Annotated in this window: 20 protein-coding genes; 6 read left to right on the top strand and 14 right to left on the bottom strand. The window is 62.7% G+C overall.

The features are described from left to right. The first annotated feature begins 11 nt into the window (after nt 1–11). The gene (locus AB4Z15_RS11910; protein ID WP_442017449.1) at nt 12–437 is read left to right on the top strand and encodes a ChaB family protein; all 426 of its coding nucleotides are present in this window, start codon (nt 12–14) and stop codon (nt 435–437) included. Nucleotides 438–522: 85 nt separating this feature from the next. Here the strand turns inward: AB4Z15_RS11910 and AB4Z15_RS11905 are convergent, their stop codons facing one another. From AB4Z15_RS11905 to AB4Z15_RS11845, 13 genes are all read right to left on the bottom strand, one after another. Next, nucleotides 523–696: a hypothetical protein gene (locus AB4Z15_RS11905; protein ID WP_442017436.1), complete on the bottom strand. Its 174-nt coding sequence runs from the start codon at nt 694–696 to the stop codon at nt 523–525. Next, entirely contained in the window at nt 696–1,172 is a 477-nt protein-coding gene (locus AB4Z15_RS11900) for a heme-degrading domain-containing protein (protein ID WP_442017435.1), read from the bottom strand. The genes AB4Z15_RS11905 and AB4Z15_RS11900 overlap by 1 nt, the downstream gene beginning before the upstream one ends. Then, the gene (locus AB4Z15_RS11895; RefSeq protein ID WP_442017434.1) at nt 1,169–2,203 is read right to left on the bottom strand and encodes a Gfo/Idh/MocA family protein; all 1,035 of its coding nucleotides are present in this window, start codon (nt 2,201–2,203) and stop codon (nt 1,169–1,171) included. The genes AB4Z15_RS11900 and AB4Z15_RS11895 overlap by 4 nt, the downstream gene beginning before the upstream one ends. Before the next feature lie 4 nt (nt 2,204–2,207). Beyond that, nucleotides 2,208–3,107, bottom strand: coding sequence for a TolB family protein (locus tag AB4Z15_RS11890; protein ID WP_442017433.1), 900 nt, complete (start codon nt 3,105–3,107; stop codon nt 2,208–2,210). A 30-nt stretch (nt 3,108–3,137) separates the two neighbouring features. Next, nucleotides 3,138–4,139, bottom strand: coding sequence for a sugar phosphate isomerase/epimerase family protein (locus tag AB4Z15_RS11885; protein ID WP_442017432.1), 1,002 nt, complete (start codon nt 4,137–4,139; stop codon nt 3,138–3,140). A gap of 1 nt (nt 4,140) precedes the next feature. Then, nucleotides 4,141–5,352: a Gfo/Idh/MocA family protein gene (locus AB4Z15_RS11880; RefSeq protein ID WP_442017431.1), complete on the bottom strand. Its 1,212-nt coding sequence runs from the start codon at nt 5,350–5,352 to the stop codon at nt 4,141–4,143. 18 nt (nt 5,353–5,370) lie between these two features. Continuing rightward, nucleotides 5,371–6,510, bottom strand: a complete 1,140-nt coding sequence (locus AB4Z15_RS11875; protein ID WP_442017430.1) for a Gfo/Idh/MocA family protein — start codon at nt 6,508–6,510, stop codon at nt 5,371–5,373. Beyond that, entirely contained in the window at nt 6,507–7,283 is a 777-nt protein-coding gene (locus tag AB4Z15_RS11870) for a sugar phosphate isomerase/epimerase family protein (RefSeq protein WP_442017429.1), read from the bottom strand. Before AB4Z15_RS11870 ends, AB4Z15_RS11875 begins: the two co-directional genes overlap by 4 nt. A gap of 73 nt (nt 7,284–7,356) precedes the next feature. Beyond that, nucleotides 7,357–8,196: a carbohydrate ABC transporter permease gene (locus tag AB4Z15_RS11865; protein ID WP_442017428.1), complete on the bottom strand. Its 840-nt coding sequence runs from the start codon at nt 8,194–8,196 to the stop codon at nt 7,357–7,359. Further along, on the bottom strand, nt 8,189–9,202 hold the full coding sequence (locus AB4Z15_RS11860; protein ID WP_442017427.1) for a carbohydrate ABC transporter permease: 1,014 nt from the start codon (nt 9,200–9,202) through the stop codon (nt 8,189–8,191). The genes AB4Z15_RS11865 and AB4Z15_RS11860 overlap by 8 nt, the downstream gene beginning before the upstream one ends. A gap of 64 nt (nt 9,203–9,266) precedes the next feature. Beyond that, entirely contained in the window at nt 9,267–10,592 is a 1,326-nt protein-coding gene (locus AB4Z15_RS11855) for an ABC transporter substrate-binding protein (RefSeq protein ID WP_442017426.1), read from the bottom strand. A gap of 42 nt (nt 10,593–10,634) precedes the next feature. Then, nucleotides 10,635–11,756 (bottom strand): Gfo/Idh/MocA family protein, encoded by a 1,122-nt coding sequence (locus AB4Z15_RS11850; RefSeq protein WP_442017448.1) that lies wholly within the window; start codon nt 11,754–11,756, stop codon nt 10,635–10,637. 32 nt (nt 11,757–11,788) lie between these two features. Then, nucleotides 11,789–12,529, bottom strand: a complete 741-nt coding sequence (locus AB4Z15_RS11845) for a sugar phosphate isomerase/epimerase family protein (RefSeq protein WP_442017425.1) — start codon at nt 12,527–12,529, stop codon at nt 11,789–11,791. A gap of 182 nt (nt 12,530–12,711) precedes the next feature. Here AB4Z15_RS11845 and AB4Z15_RS11840 point away from each other — a divergent pair, with 182 nt between their 5' ends. From AB4Z15_RS11840 to AB4Z15_RS11820, 5 genes are all read left to right on the top strand, one after another. Beyond that, the gene (locus AB4Z15_RS11840; RefSeq protein ID WP_442006887.1) at nt 12,712–13,932 is read left to right on the top strand and encodes an ROK family protein; all 1,221 of its coding nucleotides are present in this window, start codon (nt 12,712–12,714) and stop codon (nt 13,930–13,932) included. Between the two features lie 85 nt (nt 13,933–14,017). Continuing rightward, nucleotides 14,018–15,211: an MFS transporter gene (locus tag AB4Z15_RS11835; protein ID WP_442017424.1), complete on the top strand. Its 1,194-nt coding sequence runs from the start codon at nt 14,018–14,020 to the stop codon at nt 15,209–15,211. Nucleotides 15,212–15,359: 148 nt separating this feature from the next. Then, on the top strand, nt 15,360–15,806 hold the full coding sequence (locus AB4Z15_RS11830; protein WP_442017423.1) for a hypothetical protein: 447 nt from the start codon (nt 15,360–15,362) through the stop codon (nt 15,804–15,806). After that, nucleotides 15,770–16,360, top strand: coding sequence for a hypothetical protein (locus tag AB4Z15_RS11825; protein ID WP_442017451.1), 591 nt, complete (start codon nt 15,770–15,772; stop codon nt 16,358–16,360). The genes AB4Z15_RS11830 and AB4Z15_RS11825 overlap by 37 nt, the downstream gene beginning before the upstream one ends. Next, on the top strand, nt 16,263–16,658 hold the full coding sequence (locus tag AB4Z15_RS11820; protein WP_442017422.1) for a transposase: 396 nt from the start codon (nt 16,263–16,265) through the stop codon (nt 16,656–16,658). The genes AB4Z15_RS11825 and AB4Z15_RS11820 overlap by 98 nt, the downstream gene beginning before the upstream one ends. Nucleotides 16,659–17,528: 870 nt before the next feature. Here AB4Z15_RS11820 and aceB read toward each other — a convergent pair. Then, nucleotides 17,529–19,181, bottom strand: coding sequence for a malate synthase A (gene aceB, locus AB4Z15_RS11815; protein ID WP_442017421.1), 1,653 nt, complete (start codon nt 19,179–19,181; stop codon nt 17,529–17,531). Nucleotides 19,182–19,258 lie beyond the last annotated feature (77 nt).

Raw genomic sequence — 19,258 nt, 5'->3', positions numbered from 1 at the left:
GCGTGAGTATTATGCCTAAGACCGGCAAGAACGATCATGCCCGTAAAGACGAACTCCCATCGACGCTGCAGCGTTCTGAGCAGAAGGCCCAGGACACTTTCGCCAAGACCTACGACTCTGCTATGGAGACCTACGACAACGATGAGAGCCGGGCGGCCCGCACCGCCTTTGCCGCGGTGAAGCATAGCTACGAGAAGGTTGGCGACCATTGGGAGGCGAAGGAGGAACGCGGTCCTTCGGACCCGCACGCGGAAGAGGGCATTGGATCAACGAAACCAACCGCCGGGGGAGTGGACGCCAACGCCTCCAAGGAACATCTCTATCAGCGCGCCCAAGAGCTGGACATCAAGGGCCGTTCGAAAATGAGCAAGGATGAACTCGTCACGGCGCTGCAGAAAGCCAACGACTCCGCAACCCGGAAGGCGCGAGGGGGCTAGTCTCTGCACTCTTGGGCCGTGCAAATTTGGAGCGGCCAGGGATTTATTCATCTTATGGCGCTTTATTAGAACGCAATAAAGTCTCCTAAATCTTGTAAGACTTTCTCATAGGCAACTCGAATTCACGGCGAAGATCGTCGCCGCTGATGGTATTGCCGTCGGCGATGTCGCGCCGTGCCTGGGCAAGGTCTTCGCGAATGCCGGGCTGGGATAGCCAGTGGAGGGTTTCCTGCACGGACTCTGGATCATCGGCTGACATCACCCCGCCACCGTCTTCAGATAATTCCGGATCCCATCAACCACCATTTGGTGGTCCTCATCAGAGCTCAAGCCAGCCACAGTAACGGCACCAATAACACCCGCACCCCGCACCCGGATCGGGAACGAGCCACCAGCGAGGGTGTAATCCTCATGCGCAAGCCAGCCGCCTCCCAGGGGGCTGTGGGTGCGGGCGGAGAACTGCTCAGTTAACAAGGCTGTGCTGTGTTCAAAACGCAGCACCGAGGCAGACTTGCGGCGGATCCACTCCTCTTGGTCGGCCGTGGCTCCAGGCAGGACGCAGCGGAAGAGCACAAGGTTGTGCCGGCGGATGTCGATGGCAACGCCATAACCGGAAGCGATCGCGTGGTTGGCGATGAGCGAACCCAGGCGCCAAGCGTCGTGGTGGTCAAAGCTTGCGAAGACGAGTTCTTCCTCTTGCTGGCGGAGTTCCACAAGGCGGGCAGATTCAGTCATTTCGTTGCACCTTCTTCTGAAACAACAGCATCCGCCGCGTACGACAGCCCGATCTGGCGGCGGATTTCATCCATGGCCGCCATGATGGCCACGCTTTCGCTCGGCGGCAGGATGGTGCCAGCGGTCTCACCGGCGCGGATCAGGCGTTCCAGCTCGGCCGCCTGGTACTGCATTCCCCGGCTCTTCACGGGCTGCTCGAAACGCTCCACCACCTCGCCATCAACGCGGAAAACGGTGAAGGGCACTTGGTTGTACCAGGTGTGTTCGATGTCAATGTAGCCCTCTGTACCGATCACCATGGCGCGGTTGGCGCTGGCGGCGTCGAGCTCACAGTCCACAATGGCCTGTTGCCCGTCGGCGTACTCGAAGATCGCCGCCGTTTGCCTGTCCACGCCCGTGGCCGACATGGAGGCGCTTGCCCGGATTACGGCAGGCGTACCAAGGATGTCGAAGGCAAAGGAGATCGGGTAGATGCCCAGGTCCAGCAACGCTCCACCGCCCAGGGCGGGATCGTTGAGCCGGTGGGCAGGGTCCTTGGGAAGGCTCTGGTTGTGGCTGGCAACCACCTTCCGGACCTCGCCGATGGTGCCTTCCTGGATGAGTGCGCGGATGCGCACCATGTGCGGGAGGAAGCGCGTCCACATGGCTTCCAGGGCCACAAGCCCTTTTGACTCGGCCAGATCCACGATCTCTTGGGCTTCGCGGGCGTTCATTGTGAAGGCCTTCTCCACCAGCACGTGCTTTCCGGCATTCAGGGCCAAGAGTGCGTTGGCATGATGGAAGGGGTGCGGCGTAGCGATGTAGACCACGTCAACCAGCGGGTCTGCCACCAAGTCCTCGTAGCTGTCGTGGGCGGTCATCACTCCATGCAGCTCAGCGAATGCTTTGCTGGACTCCAATGAGCGCGAGCCCACAGCCTGCACGGTAAAGCCGTTCTCTTTCAGGTCCTGCGTCTGGAGTCCGGCAATAAATCCTGTGCCGAGGATGCCCCAGCGGATTGTTCCGTCGGAGGTGCCATTGCTGAGGGTCACGTGCTTAGTCCTTCGTCGAGTCAGAAAGCGGGTAGGCCACATACGCAAAACGCCGGGAGTCCGGCGACCAGCTGTTGACGTTGAGGCTACCTTGGCCACCGAAAAGTGGCCATGTATGCAGCGGCGTGGCCCAGTCGTCTGTAGAAACAAGCACGACGGCGACCCGCAGGTCCGCGGGGTGTCCTGCGGTTCCGCTGGGGAACCGAATGTAGCTGGCGTACCTGCCATCGGGGGAGAGATGCGGGAACCAGTCGACTGTTTCGGATTCGAGGAGCCGTTCGAGGCCAGTGCCGTCCACGCGAACCCGGGCGAGCTGGGCGTGACCCTGTGTGGTCGAAAAGGACTCCGTGTTCAGGTAAAGCCATTCCCCATCGGGCGAGTATTCCGGCCCGTCGCAGTGGCCTGGGCCCACATCAAAGCGGCCGACATCCACGCTGGCGCTGGCGCCGCCGTCGGACGCTATGGTCATCAGGCGACCTGGCTGCGTGAAGTCTCCCGCTTCGATCCCCACATACGCCAGCTCCTTGCCGTCCGGGCTGACGCCGTGGAGGAAATGGAAGGAGCCGTCGTCGTCGGTGATGCGCGTGACCGGTCCGCCGCTCAGTAAAGCACGGTAGATGTGGCCGTCGTTCGCGGAGACGAAGATGCCCTGGCCGTCAGGTGCCAGGACGTGGTCGTTGTTCAGGTCCGGGACCCCAGTGAGGGAGATAGGTTCCAGAGAGCCTGCGTCGAGATCGAAACGCCATAGCTTGCCATCCCCGTTGAGGATGAGTGAGCTTCCCTCCAGGGTCCAGTTGGGCGCTTCGAGAAGAAGGTCATCGGTGGTGTAGAGCAGTGCCGACTCCCCACTGACCGACGCGATCCACACCTCGCAGCGCTGGCCGGATTGAAGGGTGCGGATCACGTCGGTCCTTTCCTGGTCCTTGCTGCTGAACTAGTCCTTGCTGCTGAAGGCGGCGTCGAAGCTGGTTTGGGAGGCGGGGAAGTCGTATTTCTTCAGGGCGGCGAGGGCTTCGGGGGCGCCGTGGAGGCGATCCATTCCGGCGTCTTCCCATTCGATGCTGATGGGGCCGTTGTAGCCGATCGCGGCCAGTGCCCGGAAGGAGGATTCCCAGGGCACGTCGCCTCGTCCGGCGGAGACGAAGTCCCAGCCGCGGCGCGGGTCGCCCCAGGGCAGGTGGGAACCCAGGACGGTGTTGCGGCCGGTGGGGCGGAGCTTGGTGTCCTTGCAGTCCACGTGGTAGATCCGGTCCTTGAAGTCCCAGATGAAAGACACGGGGTCGATGCCTTGCCACATGAAGTGGGAGGGGTCCCAGTTCAGGCCGAACGCGGGCCGGTGGCCGATCGCTTCGAGGGTCCGCACGGTGGTCCAGTAGTCGTAGGCGATCTCGGAGGGGTGGACTTCGTGGGCGAAGCGGACCCCGCATTCGTCGAAGACGTCCAGGATGGGGTTCCACCGGTCGGCGAAGTCCTGGTAGCCAGCGTCGATGACTTTTTCGGGGACGGGCGGGAACATGGCGACGTACTGCCAGATGGAGGAGCCGGTGAACCCCACCACGGTGTCGACCCCCAATGCGCGGGCGAGCCGGGCGGTGTGTTTCATTTCTTCGGCGGCGCGTTGACGGACGCCTTCGGGCTCCCCGTCACCCCAGACTTTGGACCCGACGATTGCTTCGTGGCGGAAGTCGATGGGGTCATCGCACACGGCCTGGCCTTTGAGGTGGTTGGAGATGGCCCAGACCTTCAGGTTGTACTTTTCAAGGACGGCGAGTTTGGATTCGACGTAGCCGGGTTCGTCCCAGCGCCAGGCGTCCAGGTGGTCTCCGGAGACGGCGATTTCCAGGCCGTCGTAGCCCCAGCCCGAGGCGAGGCGCGCGACTTCCTCGAAGGGGAGGTCGGCCCACTGGCCGGTGAACAGGGTGTACGGGCGGGGCATGTCAGGCTCCTTCAGTGGTGGTGGTGTTTAGGGAGGTGGTGTGAAGCTGGATCAGTGAGCTTTTGGCCGCCGCGGATTCTTCGATGGCAGCGAGCACATGCTGGACGTTCAGGCCTTCTTCGAACGACGGCGAGGGCTGGCTGCCGTCCCGAATGGCCAGCAGAAAGTCCCGGATCTGGTGCGTGAAGGTGTGTTCCCAGCCGATGATGTGACCCTGCGGCCACCACGCTTCGAGGTAGGGGTGCTCGGGTTCGTTGACGAGGATCCGGCGGAAGCCCTGTTCGCGGACTGGTGCGGTGGCGTCCAGGAATCCGAGCTCGTTCAGCGCTTCGAGGTCGAACAGGATGGTGCCCTTGTCGCCGTATATCTCAAGCTTGAGGGAGTTCTTCTGGCCGGTCGCTACCCGGCTGACTTCCACCGAGGCGATTGCTCCGGAGGCGAGGGTGAGCGTGGCCCAGGCGGCGTCGTCGACCGTGACATCTTCGGGGCCATTCGCCCCGGGGCGGCGAGTCACGAAAGTGTGGAGGCGGCCCGTGACCTCGGTGACGGCATCACCCAGGAGGAACAGGACTTGGTCGATGGCGTGCGAGGCGATGTCGCCCAGCGCTCCGGAGCCGGCGGTTTCCTTGCGGAGCCGCCAGGTCATGGGGGATTCGGCGTCGGAGAGCCAGTCCTGCAGGTAAGCGGCCCGGACGTGGCGGACGGTGCCGAGGCGGCCTTCGGCGATGAGTTCGCGTGCAAGGGCCAGGGCTGGGACGCGGCGGTAGTTGAAGCCGATCATCGACTGCACGCCCTTCGCGCGGGCGGCCGCGGCGGCAGTGGTCATGGCTTCTGCCTCGGCGATCGTGTTCGCCAGCGGCTTTTCCACCAGGACGTGTTTGCCGGCCTGGAGGGCGGCGATGGCGATTTCGGCGTGCATCCAGCCTGGGGCGCAGATATCGACAATGTGGACGTCGTCCCGCTCAATGACGGACCGCCAGTCGGTGGCGGACTCGGTCCAACCGTACTTTGCCGCGGCTTCCGCGACGGCATCCGCGTCCCGGCCGACGAGCACCTTTTGCTCGAAGGCCGGGACGTCGAAGAAGCTGGCCACATTCCGCCACGCGTTCGAGTGGGCTTTACCCATGAAGGCATAGCCGATCGCGGCGACCCCCAAGGTGCGGGTAGGTTGCTGGTTGCCCTGGCTCTGGTCAGTGTGGGCGGGGGTGCTCATGGTGTGGTTCCTCGTTACTTACGGAGTTGCGGTTGCCTGGAGTGTTGCGGTTTCCGGCGCCCAGTCCTCCGGGACTGGTTCGGAGGTGGGCGCGTTGCTGGTGACGTCTACGAAGGAGCCCGATTCCACGGATTCGGAAATCGAGACCATCGTGTCCAGTACGTGATAGGCCAGTTCGCCGGTGGCGCGGTGCGGGGCGCCTGAGCGCAGGGCACGGGCCATGTCCAGCACGCCCAGACCGCGGCCGTTGGCCGGTCCGGTGGCCGGGATGATCTCGGGTTCTTCCGCCCCGGGGCGCCAGAGCTTGAGGTCGCCGTCGAAATAGTTCGGGTCAGGCAGCGAGAGCGTGGCCTCGGAGCCGGTGATTTCCACGAAGCCCATCCGCAGGCGCGGGGACTCGAAGGAGAACACGCTGTGCGACGACGCGCCGCTTTCGAACTGTGCCATCGCGGAGACGTGTGTAGGGACCTCGACGGCGAATTCCTCCCCGGCCTTTGGACCGGAACCAATGATCCGGGTCGCCTTGGCGGAGGAGCCGACGGCGGCCACCTTACGGACCGAGCCGAAAGTCTGGATGAGGGCTGTGAGGTAGTACGGGCCCATGTCGAACAACGGGCCTGCGCCGTGCTGGAACAAGAACGCCGGGTTCGGGTGCCAGGATTCCGGGCCTGGCGTCTGGAACGTGGTCATTCCCGTCAACGGGGTGCCGATGTCCCCGCGCTCGATGATCCTACGGGCGGTCTGTAGCCCGGCGCCCAGGAACGTATCAGGCGCGGTACCAAGCCGCATCCCAGCAGCGTCGGCTACCTTCAACAAGCCAAGCCCGGACTCACGGTCCAGGGAGAACGGCTTCTCCGTCCAGACGTGCTTGCCGGCCTTGACCGCGGCCGTGGCAACCTCGACGTGCGCCGCCGGGATGGTCAGGTTCACGATGATCTCGACGTCGGGATGGTTCAGTGCCAGCTCGGGCGCACCGAATTCGGGGATCCCGTATTCCTTGGCCCGCGCCTCGGCGGCCTCGACGAAGAGGTCTGCGATCACGAGGACCTTCACGTCCGGGAACGTGGTGATGTTATCCAGATACTGCTTGCTGATATTGCCCGCACCGATGACCGCGATGCCAACGGGACCCTTGCGGGTTGAAGGTGTGAAACTCATGCCCCTGCCTCCTCGGAAATAGTTCCTTCGGCCGCCTGAACGCTTGCCGCAGCCGTCAAATACCTCAGGCTCTCGGTGATGCCCTCAAAAATATCGCCGGAGTAGTCGTCGAACTCCACCACGCCAACTTCCAGGGACTGGGCTGCGGCGATGATGTCCAGGACCGGGATGCTTCCCTGGCCGGCGGGCTGTTGGGCCTTGGTATCCGTGGTGGCCGGTCCGTCCTTGATGTGGATGAGTTTCACTCTTTCACCCAGGCGGGTCAGGAGTTCCACGGGGTCTTGACCCCCCACGGCAACCCAGTACGTGTCCACCTCAAGGACGAGTTCCGGATCCAGCAGTCCCTCAAAGTACTCCAAGGCGGTCTGGCCTTCGATGGTGGACTCCAGCTCCCAGGCGTGGTTGTGGTAGCCGACGCGGATGCCGTACTCAGCGCCCTTCTTCGCTGCCGCGTTCAGCGCTTCGGCCGTGTCTTGGATGGTTTCGGCGTCCTGCCAGTGCTCGGCCGGAAGGAAGGGATCAATCACAGTGGTGATGCCCAGTTCCTTGGCCGCAGCGAAAATCTCGTCCTGGTCCTGGCTCAAAAGCGGTGCGTGCCCGGAAGGAGCGGTAAGGCCGTTCTCCTTTAAAGCGGCGCCGAGTTCCTTGGCGGTGGCCACGAAGTTGTACGGCTCAACCTGCGTGAAGCCGATCTCGGCAACCTTCTTGATGGTCCCAGGCAGGTCTTCCTGGATGGCGTTGCGAACGGTGTAGAGCTGAAGTGAATACGACATGGATGCCTTCTCGGTGATCGTCCGGATAACGGTGTTGCTCGTACTTGGGTGTTGCTTCCACTTAACAGTGAACCTACTTAACTGCTCCTGACGACAGCCCTGCCACCAAGTGTTTTTGCACCAGGATGAAGCCGATCAAAACGGGCAGGCTGACCACAACCGAAGCAGCCATGAGTTGGTTCCAGAAAACATCCGACTCGCTGGCGTAGGCCTTGAGCCCCAGGGACAGTGTTTTTGTGGATTCGTTGGTCAGCACGGATGCGAACAAAACCTCGCCCCACGCGGAGATGAACGAATACACGGCCACCGCGATGATGCCCGGCTTGGCAACAGGGAGGATCACACGGAACAGTGCTCCCATCCTGCCAGTGCCATCGATCATCGAGGCCTCTTCCAGTTCCTTGGGAATCGAGGCAAAGTAGCCGCTCAGCATCCAGATGGCGAAAGGCAGAGTGAACGTCATGTACGTGATGATCAGCCCGAGGTAGGAGCCCTGCAGCTGCAAGCCGGTCATGTTGCGGATCTGCGTGAAGATCAGGTACAGCGGCAGGAGGAACAGGATGCCAGGGAACATCTGGGTAGAGAGGACAGTCAGGCTGAAAGCGCGCTTTCCTTTGAACTGCAAGCGCGCAATGGCGTAGGCGGCAAGGACGGCGACTGTCACTGAGCACGCTGTTGCGCAGACGGTGATGATGAGGCTGTTCTGGAAGTACTTGGCCAGCGGAACCGTGGTCCAGATGTCCAGATATGGTGATGCCGTGATTTCGCGGGGAATCCACTGGAAGAGTCCGGAGACGTCCTTGAGGGGTTTCAGCGATGTGGAAACCACGACGAAGAGCGGGACCGCCACCCAGAGGGACAGGATGGTCAGGACTATGTTCCTGAGGATCCGGAAGTTGCGTGTCTCAATCATTGTCGGCTCCCTTGGGCAGCACCATGCGGATGTAGAAAGCGGAGGCAATGAACAAGGCGATCAGCAGGAGCACGCTCATCGCGCCGCCCAGACCGAAGTTCCAACTGCCGAAGGAGTTTTGGTAGATCAAAGGGGAAATAAGGGTGGCTTCCTTGGGAGACGTGGCTCCAAACAGGACAAAGGGGACGTTGAACTGGTTGAAGGTCCACAGCGACATCACCATGAGCAGCACACCGTTGGCCGGGCGGACCATGGGCAACGTGATGCGCCGGAACTGCTGCCAGAGTGTGGCGCCGTCAATGGCCGCTGCCTCATAGACGTCAGTGGGAACGTTCTGCAGGGCCGCCATCAGCATGAGGAACGCGAAGGGCCACAACTGCCACACGTTCACAATCACCATGGCTCCGAAGGAGTTCTGGCCCAGCAGCCAGAAGGGGCGTTCGTCGCCGAAGAGGTGGAGGGTGTCCACGAGGATTTGGTTCACTGCGCCGTCGCGCTGGTTGAACATGAAGGCCCAGGCAATGGTTCCCACGTAGGCCGGGAGTGCGTAGGGGACCAGGAAGAACGTGCGAAGAAGAGCGCGTCCCTTGAAGTTGGAGGAGAGGAAAACCGCGCCTGCCATGCCGAGCACCCAGGAGAAGCCGACCACCAGGATGGTGTACCCCAGCGTGCGGCCAACCGTGCTGAAGAAGGCCTGACCGATGGTGCTGTCCGGGTTGAGGCCGTTGATGAAGTTCTGGAGCCCAACGAACGGTGCGTTGAGCCAGTTGGTGAGGTTGAGCTGCGTCAGGGAGATGAACGCGATCCAGATGCCAAGGAGCATCGGTCCGATGTGGATCAGGAGCTCAAGGATCGCGGCCGGAAGGATCAAGCCGTAGGGGAGGAATGAGCGACGCCGTTTACGTACCGGCGGTGTGCTTGCGGCCCGTGGTTGGCCGGGCTCGGGATCAATGGCAGCGGGGCTGCCTGCAGCGGCCGGGCCGCTGTCCAATGCTGAATGGGACATGGAAACTCCTTTGCCGGAGCGGGGACGCCCACGTTGTGGTGGCGTCCCCGCTCATGAGGCTTGGTTACTGGGCCGCGGCCATCTGGTTGTTGGCGTCCTTGAGGGCCGCCCGGATGTCGTCTTCGGAAACAGTTCCCGTTGCCGCCTTGGCAAAGAGGTTCTTGATTGCCGTGCCGGTGAGGGTCTCCATCTGACCCTCTTTCGCGATCAGCGGCATGGGCAGGGAGTGGTTGGCCAGGGCGTCGTTCTTGGCCTTGACTTCTTCAGTCTGGAAGGCTGCATCGCTCGACGCCGCAGTGACTACCGGCAGCGAGGAATAGGCCTTGTTCAGGGCAATCTGCTCTTCGTCGCTGGTCAGGAACGCGGCAAGCTTGATGGCGTTTGCCTTGTTGCCGCTGTTCTTGAAGACGCTGAGGTTGATACCGGCCACGTGGCTCTGTGTGCCACGCTCACCGGTAGCTCCGGCGGTCATCATGGGGATCGGGGCTACGCCCCAGTCCTTGAAGTCGCGCGCCGCAAAGTTCTTCAGCGGGCTCTGGTCGAACATCATGGCGGCCTTGCCGTTGATGAGGTTGTCCACCTTTTGGCTGCCTTGGCTCAGTTCAGCGTCCGACGGCGACATCACCTTGTCCGTGGCCATCAAGTCCACGAACTGCTTGACTCCCTCTACCTGGGGATCGCTGTCGAAGGTGGGCTTTCCGTCACCGTCGAACAAGGTGCCGCCGTTTTGCAGGCCACGAACGAACGCTTGGTGCGAGTTGGCGGAAACGGATGCCCCGGCTGCGGTGAAGCCCCACTGATCAGGTTTGCCGTCACCGTTGGTGTCCTTGGTGAGCTTCTTGGCATCGGCTACAAACTCGTCCCACGTCGTGGGGGCCTTCTCGATGCCGGCTTCCTTGAACAGCTTGGTGTTGTAATACATGTTGTAGGCCAAGCCGTAGAGCGGCACAGACGTGGGGGTCTTGCCTTCCGCGCCACCGGTTGACCAGCTGGTCTTCAGGAAGCGGTCCTTGCCGCCAACGGCCTCCAGAAGTTCACCTTCCACGGGTTCAAAGGCGCCCGTCTCCTGAAGGGTCACAGCCCACGTGTTTCCGATGTTGAGGACGTCGGGGCCGTCGCCACTGGTGACGGCAGTGAGAATGCGGTTGTAGAGGTCAGTCCAGCTGATGACTTCCAGCTGTACCTTTACTCCCGTCTTTTCCGTAAAACGGTCGAGCGTGGGCTTCAGCTTGGCTGCGGTGTCGTCCAGGCTGTTGCCTTGGTCCGATGCCCAGTAGGTGATGGTGTCGCTGCTTGCCTGTGGGGTGCTACCGCCACCGCAGGCGCTGAGACCCAGTGCCAAGGCTGCCGTCGCGGCAACCGCCGAAAGGACTTTCAGGGGATTCTTCATGATGCTCCGGTTTTCTCGTCGTCGAGCTGGTGCTGGCTGAAACTAGGCTGAAAGCGTTGCTGCCGTGGGATCCCAATCCTCGGGCAGCGCAGGGACCTGTGCTGCGGAACTTTCCACATCCACGAAGGCCCGGTTGTCGATTGACTCTGCGATGGAGGCCATGGTGTCCAGGATGTGGAACGCAAGTTCACCTTGGGCGCGGTGCGGCCGGCCCTCACGGATGGCGCGGGCCATTTCCAGGACGCCCGCGCCACGGCTGGCAGTTGAGCCAATTGAAGGGACGGTTGTCCAATCGTCGGAACCGAGCGCGCAAATCCTGATGTCGCCGTCGAAGTTGTTCGGGTCCGGCAAAGCGATGGTGGCCTCGGAACCCGTGATCTCCACGAACCCTGCGCGCTTGAGCGGGGAATCGAAGCTGAAGATGCTCTGGGCAGACTCACCGTTCTCGAACTCCAGGATGGAGCTGACGTGCGTAGGGACTGTGACGTCGAACGTCTCGCCGGCCTTGGGACCCGAGCCGATCACGCGTGTTTCGCGGGACTTGGAACCGAAAGCGCCTACCTTGCGGATGCTGCCAAAGGTCTGCACGAGCGTGGTCAGGTAGTAGGGGCCGATGTCGAACAGAGGGCCGGCGCCGTCCTGGAAGAGGAAAGCAGGATTCGGGTGCCAGGATTCCGGGCCCGGGGACTGCATCAAGGTCAGCGCAGTCAGGGGAGTGCCAATGTCACCGCGTTCGATCATCCGGCGGGCAGTTTGGAGGCCGGCGCCGAGGAACGTGTCCGGTGCGCAACCGAGCCTGACGCCGGCTGCGTCCGCGGCCTTCAGCAGGCCCAAGCCACTTTCGCGGTCCAAGGAGAAGGGCTTTTCGCTCCAAACGTGCTTGCCTGCGTTGACAGCCTGCGTGGCAACTTCCACGTGAGCGGCGGGGATGGTCAGGTTGATGACAATCTCCACCTCCGGGTGGCCGAGGACAGCATCGATGCCACCGTGTACGGGGATGCCGTACTCGCTGGCGCGGGTGGCTGCGGCCTCTTCGAACAAGTCACCGATCGCCACAACGCGAACATCGGGGAAGCTTGTGAGGTTGTCGAGGTACTGCTTGCTGATGACACCTGCGCCGATGATGCCCACGCCCACGGGACCTGAACCTAAGGGGGTTGACATCAGAGAACCAAAGGCCGCTCCTGCTGCGTGGCTCATGCGGACACCTTCCCGGCGCTGAGGTAGTTGTAGCTGTCTTCCACGGCGTCGAACATGTCGCCTTGGAAGTCGTCCAGTTCCACGACCGCTGCTTCAAGTGATCCGGCAGCGTTCAGTACGTCCCAAATAGGCATCTGGCCAGCACCAACGGCGAGCTGGCTCGACGGATCGGGGGTTACGGGACCGTCCTTGATGTGGATGAACTTGACCCGATCACCAAGCCGGGCCAGGAGTTCGGCGGGATTCTGACCACCGACTGCAGCCCAGTACGTGTCCAATTCAAGGACGACCTCGGGGTTGAGGTGGTCGGCCAAGTGTTCGATTGCCGTTTTGCCGTCAATGACGGACTCAACTTCCCACCAGTGGTTGTGATAACCGACGCGGACACCGTATTCGGATCCCTTGGCGGCAGCCGCGTTGAGCTGTTCCGCGGTTGCTTTGATGTCTTCGATCGTGTTCCAGCGCTCGATCGGGACATGCGGGTCAATAACAGTTCCGATGCCCAAGTGCTTTGCAGCAGCAAAGATTGCGTCCTGGTCATCGCTGAGCAAAGGAGCGTGGCCGGACGGAGCGGTGAGGTTGTTCTCCGTCAATGCCTGCTTGAGTTCTTCGGCCTTGGCAACGAAACGGTATGGCTCAACCATGGTGAAGCCGATCTCGGCCAAGCGCTGGATGGTTCCCGCCAGATCCTCTTCAAGGGCCTTTCGGACCGTGTAGAGCTGGATCGAATATGACACTGTCTCTCCTCGTCGTTGTGGGTGGAGGCAAATTGATGCCGTTGATTTACGACATCCAAGGGGGTGATGTGCTGCTCCTCACAACCTAGGGGGACTTTTGCCGAGCGTCAAGCAAAAGTTGAAATATGGCCGACAAACTTCTGCTGCATGACACGCATAAGCAATCGTGCTTCACTAATGGCATGACCTCAGCACCCGGACACCACGGCGGAAAAGACGCCCCCGCGCAGGACGCCGGTAACCTTTCACGTGCCGGGGACCTCTTCCAGCTCCTCCGGGACGGCCAAGCCCGGACTCGTGCTGAACTTGCCCTCACCACAGGACTCGCCCGCTCCACCGTCGCTTCCCGCATCGACGCCCTGATCGGATCCGGCCTCGTAGGGCCTGCCGGGGAGGCCACATCCAGTGGCGGCAGGCCGCCGTCGCGCTTTGCCTTCAACCCCGCCGCGCGCGTGGTCCTGGCCGTCGACGTCGGAGCGACCCACGTGATTGTTGCCGTCACCGACCTCGGTGGAAGCGTCCTCGCCGAACGCAGGCTCACGCAGGAAGTCGCCGAGGGCCCCGACGTCGTGCTTGGCCAGGTCATCAACGCCGGACGTGAGCTGCTGACGGAAGCCGGGCGCGAACTTGGCGACCTCGCCGGCATTGGCATCGGACTGCCCGGCCCCGTGGAACACGCGACCGGACGGCCGGTCAAGCCGCCCATCATGCCCGGCTGGGATGGATTCGACGTCGTCCCTTACGTCCAGCGCTCGCTGCCAGTTCCCGTGCTGGTGGACAACGACGTCAACATCATGGCGCTCGGCGAACGTACCGCATACTGGCCCGACCACGAGAATTTCCTGTTCATCAAAGTGGCCACTGGCATCGGCGCAGGCATCATAAGCAGTGGACAGCTACAGCGCGGCGCCAATGGCACTGCGGGGGACCTCGGCCACGTCCGGGTGCCCCGTGGCGACGACGTCCTTTGCCGCTGCGGCAACTACGGGTGCCTCGAAGCGCTCGCCTCAGGTCCCGCCGTCGCACGTCAACTCAAGGCTCAAGGTCTCGAAGCCGCCACGGGCGCTGACGTTCTACGTCTGGTGGGCGAAGGAAATTTGCAGGCCATCCAGGCTCTCCGGCAGGCGGGACGGGACGTCGGCGATGTGCTGGCCACGGTGGTCAACCTGCTCAATCCGTCCATGATCATCATCGGCGGCAGCGTGGGAGAGGCTGGCGAACACCTCGTTGCCGGCATTCGCGAGGTTGTGTACCGGCGTTCGCTGCCGTTGGCCACGACGCACCTGCGGATCGGTATTTCCATGGCCGGTGATCGCGCCGCAATCCTGGGCGCCAGTCAGATGGTGACGCAGTATGTGCTGTCGCCGGCAGTGATTGAAGCCACGCTCCAAGCAGCGGGATAGGCGCCTTTTGTGACGGGATGGCCGGTGATGGCGTGATAGCAATGAAAGTGATGAAAACGTTTCCCGCCACCTTCCAGCACACCCCATGAGCCAGTTCCTCGCGAAAGTTCCCCGGGGTTGGTTGATCCTCGCCTGCATTGGCCTGATCGCGCTCAACATGCGAGGGCCGTTCGTAGCAGTGGCCCCCGTGGTGGGTTCCCTGCAGGCCGACCTGGGATTCTCACCTGTTGAACTCGGCCTGTTGACTGGCATCCCTGTGCTCTGTTTTTCGCTGGCCTCGCCGTTGGCCTCCTTGGCTGGCCGGCGGCTCGGTGCCGAATTCGCGGTGATGCTCACGCTGCTTGGCGTACTGGCCGGCGTCGTGATCCGGTCCAGCGGCGGTGGCGTGCCGGTGATGGTGGGGACGGTCATCATCGGGGTGGCTATTACCATCGGCAATATCGCCGTGCCGCTCATCATTCGCAGGGACTTTGCTCCACGGCGCCAAGCTACCGCGATGGGCGTCTACACGGCCGCCTTGAATATCGGATCGTTCCTTACATCCGTGGCTACTGCGCCGCTCGCTGAATGGATGGGCTGGCGGCTTTCCTTGGCCGCGAGCGCCCTTCTGGCGTTGGCAGCCATCCTGTTCTGGATACCGACTGTTGGATTCCGGCGCGCGCTGGTTCCGGCTGCGGTTCCTGCGCCCGACCGTTCTGCATCCGCTGCGGTTGCTGGAGTGGGCTGGCTCACCGTGGGCCTGACGATTGGCTTCGCGGGCCAGGCGTTCTCGTACTACGGCATCACGGCGTGGCTGCCGACCTTCCTGTCCGACGAGCTCGGGATGGGCGCCGCCGAGGCCGGCGCCGGGTCATCACTGTTCCAGATCTTCGCGATCGTGGGCGGGCTGGGAGTACCGCTCTTGGCCCGCTTTGCGAGTACGACGACGGTGGCCGTCACCTTGAGTGCGTTATGGCTAACGGTTCCCGTGGGCTTGCTGCTGGCACCCGGTTTGTGGTGGATGTGGTCTTCGATGGGCGGCGTTGCGCAGGGTGGCGGCATCACGGTCGTGTTCATCGCCATCATCAAGTTCGCGCACTCCCAAGCGGCCGCGGGGAAAATGTCCGCAGTTGTGCAGGGTGTGGGCTATTTGGTTGCAGCCTTGGCGCCAACGGTCATCGGCTACGTCCACGCTGTGTCCAGCGGCTGGACTGTGCCGCTGCTGGTGCTCCTGGGTTCGGTGCTCGCGTTCTGTGTGTGCGTTACGTTGTCCGTGCGCTGGGTGGCCCGGCAGCGGTAGCTGGGGGCCGCCGTCGGGCTGTGCCGCGGTGTTGCGCCCGATTCGGGGGATGGCTGCGCATTAGACGGTAGGACCGTGTGTGTCAGGCTGTTGTGTGACAGGTTTGCTGTTCCCACCAGGTGATACACGCGGCAGGGAAAGGTCCGTCATGGATTTTATTGTTCCTCCCCGTCGTACGAAGCGGAGCCACTTCACTCTCGATCAAAAGCACGCGATTCTGGATGAGTACGACAAGTGCCTCGAGCGTGGTTCCCGGATTGCGTTCTGCCGGGCCGTGGGCATCGGTGATAACACCATTCGCCTCTGGGTCCAACAGCGCGAGACTGGGGAGCTCAGATCCCGCAGCAAGCAAGGCAGAGAGGATCATCGATTGCGCGAACACGATAAGAGACTGCTCAAACAGGTCCTGAAAGAGAACGAGGTCCTCAAAGCCAAGCTGGCCCGATCCGAGGCCGCGGTGGACATCCTGGGAAAAGCTTCCGCGCTCTTGGACGCCATGGCCAAGAGCGCAGCGGCAACGGATCCGGAACTGAAGGAACCCGAGCCCCAGCGCCCGGAATGGTTGACGTCAAAGCCTGGAAAGACGTCACCCTGAGCTTCGCCGGGAAGCTCGTGGCTGCTGGCTGGTCAGCGGTGAAGGCCTGCGCTTTAGTGGGTCTGCACCGCACCACCTGGTACCGGCACCTGAACCCGCCGGTCCGGGCAGGGATCAGTGTCCCTCAAGCCGACCGGGCCTACCCAAACCGGATCACACCGGCCGAATCCGAGGAGTTCATGGAACTGCTCAACTCCCAGGACTACGGGAACCTGTCAGTCACCCAGGCCTACTACCGGATGCTCGATAAAGGCCACTGTTCATTCTCGATCGCCGCAGCCCACCGGATCGTGGCCAGCCATGGACAAAACGGAGACCGCCGCGCCCAACGCGGCGGAACCGGCCCCGCCCGGGTCAAGCCAGTCCTTGAAGCCACGGCTCCCAACCAACTCTGGAGCTGGGACATCACGATGCTCCACGGCCCCCGGAAAACACACCTACAAGCTCTACACAATCATGGACGTATTCTCGCGCAGGGTCGTCGGCCATCGCGTCGAGTACACCGAATCCGCAGCCCTGGCCGCAACGTTAATCCGGAACGCGGTGGCCGATAACGAGCGCTGCCCTGCAGTGCTCCACGCCGACAACGGCGGCCCCATGCGGGCAGGAACCACCCTGGACCTCGCAAGGGCCCTGGGCATCACCCTGTCCTACTCCCGGCCACGGGTCTCCGACGACAACCCCTACTCGGAATCCCTGTTCAAGACCGTCAAATACTGCCTGGACTTTCCACAACGCTTCCAGGACCTCCAGCACGCACGCGACTACATGGCGGCGTTCTTCACGGACTACAACACCAACCACCGCCACAGCGGCCTGAACTACTACACCCCAGACACCGTCCACTACTGACTGGTCGAGCAAGCACGCCGGCAACGGCAAACAACACTCGATGCCTGCTACGCCCCGCAACCCACACCGCTACCGCCGCAGGCCCACCGCACCCGGAGTCCCTCCCCGGGCCGGCATCAACCATAAACAACCCACCCCGCTGTCACAAACAGCTTGATATATACCGAGGAAGCGTCTAGCGCGCAGCAAGCCATCGAATGGGTGGGCGGGGCCGTCTCCGTTCGTTGGCCGATTCGGGGGATCGCTGCGGAATGTGCCGTGCGCACGGCATGGTGTGCAGCCAGCCATCGAAATGGAGCGAGTTGGCAGCGGTAGGTGGGAGACCGCCGTCGGGGTGTGTCCGATGCGCTTGCCCGATTCGGGGGCTGGCTGCGCAGTAGACGGTAGGAATCGTCTTGTGTGCAGCAAGCCATCGAATGGGCGGGCGGGCCCGTCTCCATTCGCTGCCCGTTTCGGGGGTGCGCTGCCGAACGTGCCGTGCGCACGGCATGGTGTGCAGCCAACCATCGAAATGGAGCGAGTTGGCAGCGGTAGGTGGGAGACCGCCGTCGGGGTGTGTCCGATGCGCTTGCCCGATTCGGGGGCTGGCCGCGCAGTAGACGGTAGGAATCGTCTTGTGTGCAGCGGGCCATCGAATGGGCGGGTGGGGCCGTCTCCGTGGGCTACCGATTCGGGGGTGCGCTGCGAGACGTGCCGTGCGCACGGCATGGTGTGCAGCTAACCATCGAAATGGAGTGAGCTGGCCGCCGGTGGCATGGAAAAGCCCCGCTGCTGGGCTGCCTCCCCGACCATCGGGGTCACTTGTTGCGAAGAGTGCAGGCAGCCCAGCGTCGGGGCTTGGTTTGTCGCTACCTTTTCAGGTCAATGCACCTAGGCGGCGACGAGTTCCTCTTCCGTGGCCTCTTCACGGGCCTCGGTGAGGAAACGGGCGTAGGCCGGGATCGTCAGGAAGGTGGGGAATTCCTCGGCCAGGGTCACTTCTTCGAAGATGGCACGGGCGTCGGCGAAGCGGTCTCCGTCGAAGCGTTCCAGCCGGGCGAATTCCTCGTCCAGCATGTCTTCCACCCATTCGCGGGTAATGATGTCGCCGTTGTCGGTGATGGCGTGGGAGTGGATCCACTGCCACAGCTGGGACCGCGAGATCTCGGCGGTGGCGGCGTCTTCCATCAGGTTGTGGATGGCCACAGCCCCGTTGCCGCGGAGCCAGGACTCGATGTAGCGGATGCCTACCTCGATGTTCAGGCGAACGCCGGCCTCGGTGATGGTGCCCTCGGTGCTGGCGATGTCGATCAGGGCGCGGTCGTCGGGGGTGACGTCTTCGCGGGAGCGCTCCAGCTGGTTGGGACGGTCGCCGAGAACTGAGTCAAAAACTTCGCGGCAGACCGGCACGAGGTCCGGGTGGGCAACCCACGAACCATCGAAGCCGTCGTTGGCTTCGCGGGTCTTGTCCGCACGGACCTTCTCAAACGATGCCAGGTTAGCGGCCTCGTCCTTGCGGTTCGGAACAGCAGCAGCCATACCGCCGATCGCCATGGCGCCGCGGCGGTGGCAAGCCCGCACGAGTTGTTCGGTGTAGGCACGCATGAACGGCTGCGTCATGGTCACCTGGCCGCGGTCCGGGAGTACGAAGCGCGGTCCGCGGGTACGGAAGTTCTTGATCAGGGAGAAGATGTAGTCCCATCGGCCAGCGTTCAAACCTGAGGCGTGGTCCCGCAGTTCGTACAGGATCTCTTCCATCTCAAACGCGGCCGTGATGGTTTCGATCAGCACCGTGGCGCGGATGGTGCCCTGCGGGATGCCGAGCAGGTCCTGGGCCAGGACGAAGATGTCGTTCCACAGGCGGGCTTCGAGGTGGTTCTCGATCTTCGGCAGGTAGAAGTACGGTCCCTTGCCCTGGGCCAGCAGTCGGCGGGCGTTGTGGAAGAAGAACAAACCGAAGTCCACGATGCCACCCGCGATCGGCTTTCCATCAACCAGCATGTGCTTCTCCGGCAGGTGCCAGCCACGCGGACGGACCACGATGGTGGGCAGGTCCTCGGCAGCCTTGAGCTTGTACTCCTTGCCCTCCGGGGACGTGAAATCAATGCGGCGCTCCAAAGCATCCGTCAGGTTCAGCTGCCCCTGGATCACGTTGCGCCACGTCGGCGTCGAGGAGTCTTCCATGTCAGCGAGCCAGACCTTCGCACCCGAGTTCAGGGCGTTGATGGTCATCTTCTTATCCACCGGACCCGTGATCTCCACGCGGCGGTCCTCCAGACCCGGAGCCGGCGGAGCGACCCGCCACGACGGGTCATTCCGGATGCCCTCGGTCTGCGGGAGGAAACGGGGATCCTGGCCGCTGGAAATCTGGTTCCGGCGGGCGTGCCGTGCCTGCATCAGCTCCTGACGACGATCAGCCGTAGCCCGGTGCAACTTGCCGATGAACTCAAGGGCGTCCGGCGTCAAAACCTCGTTCTGACGGCAAATGGGCTGAGCGGTGATCGTGATGCCATTAATAGTGAAGTTGTCAGTGAAGCTGTTCATTTCAAAACTCCTAAGAAGAGGTTCGACGGCGGCACTTGCCTGGGTTGGTGGGGCCGGGAAGAGAAATCCTCCGCGTG

It is taken from the genome of Paenarthrobacter sp. 2TAF44 (assembly GCF_052114885.1).
GTDB lineage: Bacteria > Actinomycetota > Actinomycetes > Actinomycetales > Micrococcaceae > Arthrobacter.
The sequence above is the reverse complement of the archived record's forward strand: the minus strand, read 5'-3'. Positions and strand labels throughout refer to the sequence as shown.

Coding starts and splice junctions, on each gene's coding strand:
- AB4Z15_RS11910 (WP_442017449.1), top strand. CDS start 12: ATGCCTAAGACCGGCAAGAACGATCATGCCCGTAAAGACGAACTCCCA.
- AB4Z15_RS11905 (WP_442017436.1), bottom strand. CDS start 696: ATGTCAGCCGATGATCCAGAGTCCGTGCAGGAAACCCTCCACTGGCTA.
- AB4Z15_RS11900 (WP_442017435.1), bottom strand. CDS start 1,172: ATGACTGAATCTGCCCGCCTTGTGGAACTCCGCCAGCAAGAGGAAGAA.
- AB4Z15_RS11885 (WP_442017432.1), bottom strand. CDS start 4,139: ATGCCCCGCCCGTACACCCTGTTCACCGGCCAGTGGGCCGACCTCCCC.
- AB4Z15_RS11880 (WP_442017431.1), bottom strand. CDS start 5,352: ATGAGCACCCCCGCCCACACTGACCAGAGCCAGGGCAACCAGCAACCT.
- AB4Z15_RS11875 (WP_442017430.1), bottom strand. CDS start 6,510: ATGAGTTTCACACCTTCAACCCGCAAGGGTCCCGTTGGCATCGCGGTC.
- AB4Z15_RS11870 (WP_442017429.1), bottom strand. CDS start 7,283: ATGTCGTATTCACTTCAGCTCTACACCGTTCGCAACGCCATCCAGGAA.
- AB4Z15_RS11865 (WP_442017428.1), bottom strand. CDS start 8,196: ATGATTGAGACACGCAACTTCCGGATCCTCAGGAACATAGTCCTGACC.
- AB4Z15_RS11860 (WP_442017427.1), bottom strand. CDS start 9,202: ATGTCCCATTCAGCATTGGACAGCGGCCCGGCCGCTGCAGGCAGCCCC.
- AB4Z15_RS11855 (WP_442017426.1), bottom strand. CDS start 10,592: ATGAAGAATCCCCTGAAAGTCCTTTCGGCGGTTGCCGCGACGGCAGCC.
- AB4Z15_RS11850 (WP_442017448.1), bottom strand. CDS start 11,756: ATGTCAACCCCCTTAGGTTCAGGTCCCGTGGGCGTGGGCATCATCGGC.
- AB4Z15_RS11840 (WP_442006887.1), top strand. CDS start 12,712: ATGACCTCAGCACCCGGACACCACGGCGGAAAAGACGCCCCCGCGCAG.
- AB4Z15_RS11835 (WP_442017424.1), top strand. CDS start 14,018: ATGAGCCAGTTCCTCGCGAAAGTTCCCCGGGGTTGGTTGATCCTCGCC.
- AB4Z15_RS11830 (WP_442017423.1), top strand. CDS start 15,360: ATGGATTTTATTGTTCCTCCCCGTCGTACGAAGCGGAGCCACTTCACT.
- AB4Z15_RS11825 (WP_442017451.1), top strand. CDS start 15,770: ATGGTTGACGTCAAAGCCTGGAAAGACGTCACCCTGAGCTTCGCCGGG.
- AB4Z15_RS11820 (WP_442017422.1), top strand. CDS start 16,263: ATGGACGTATTCTCGCGCAGGGTCGTCGGCCATCGCGTCGAGTACACC.
- aceB (WP_442017421.1), bottom strand. CDS start 19,181: ATGAACAGCTTCACTGACAACTTCACTATTAATGGCATCACGATCACC.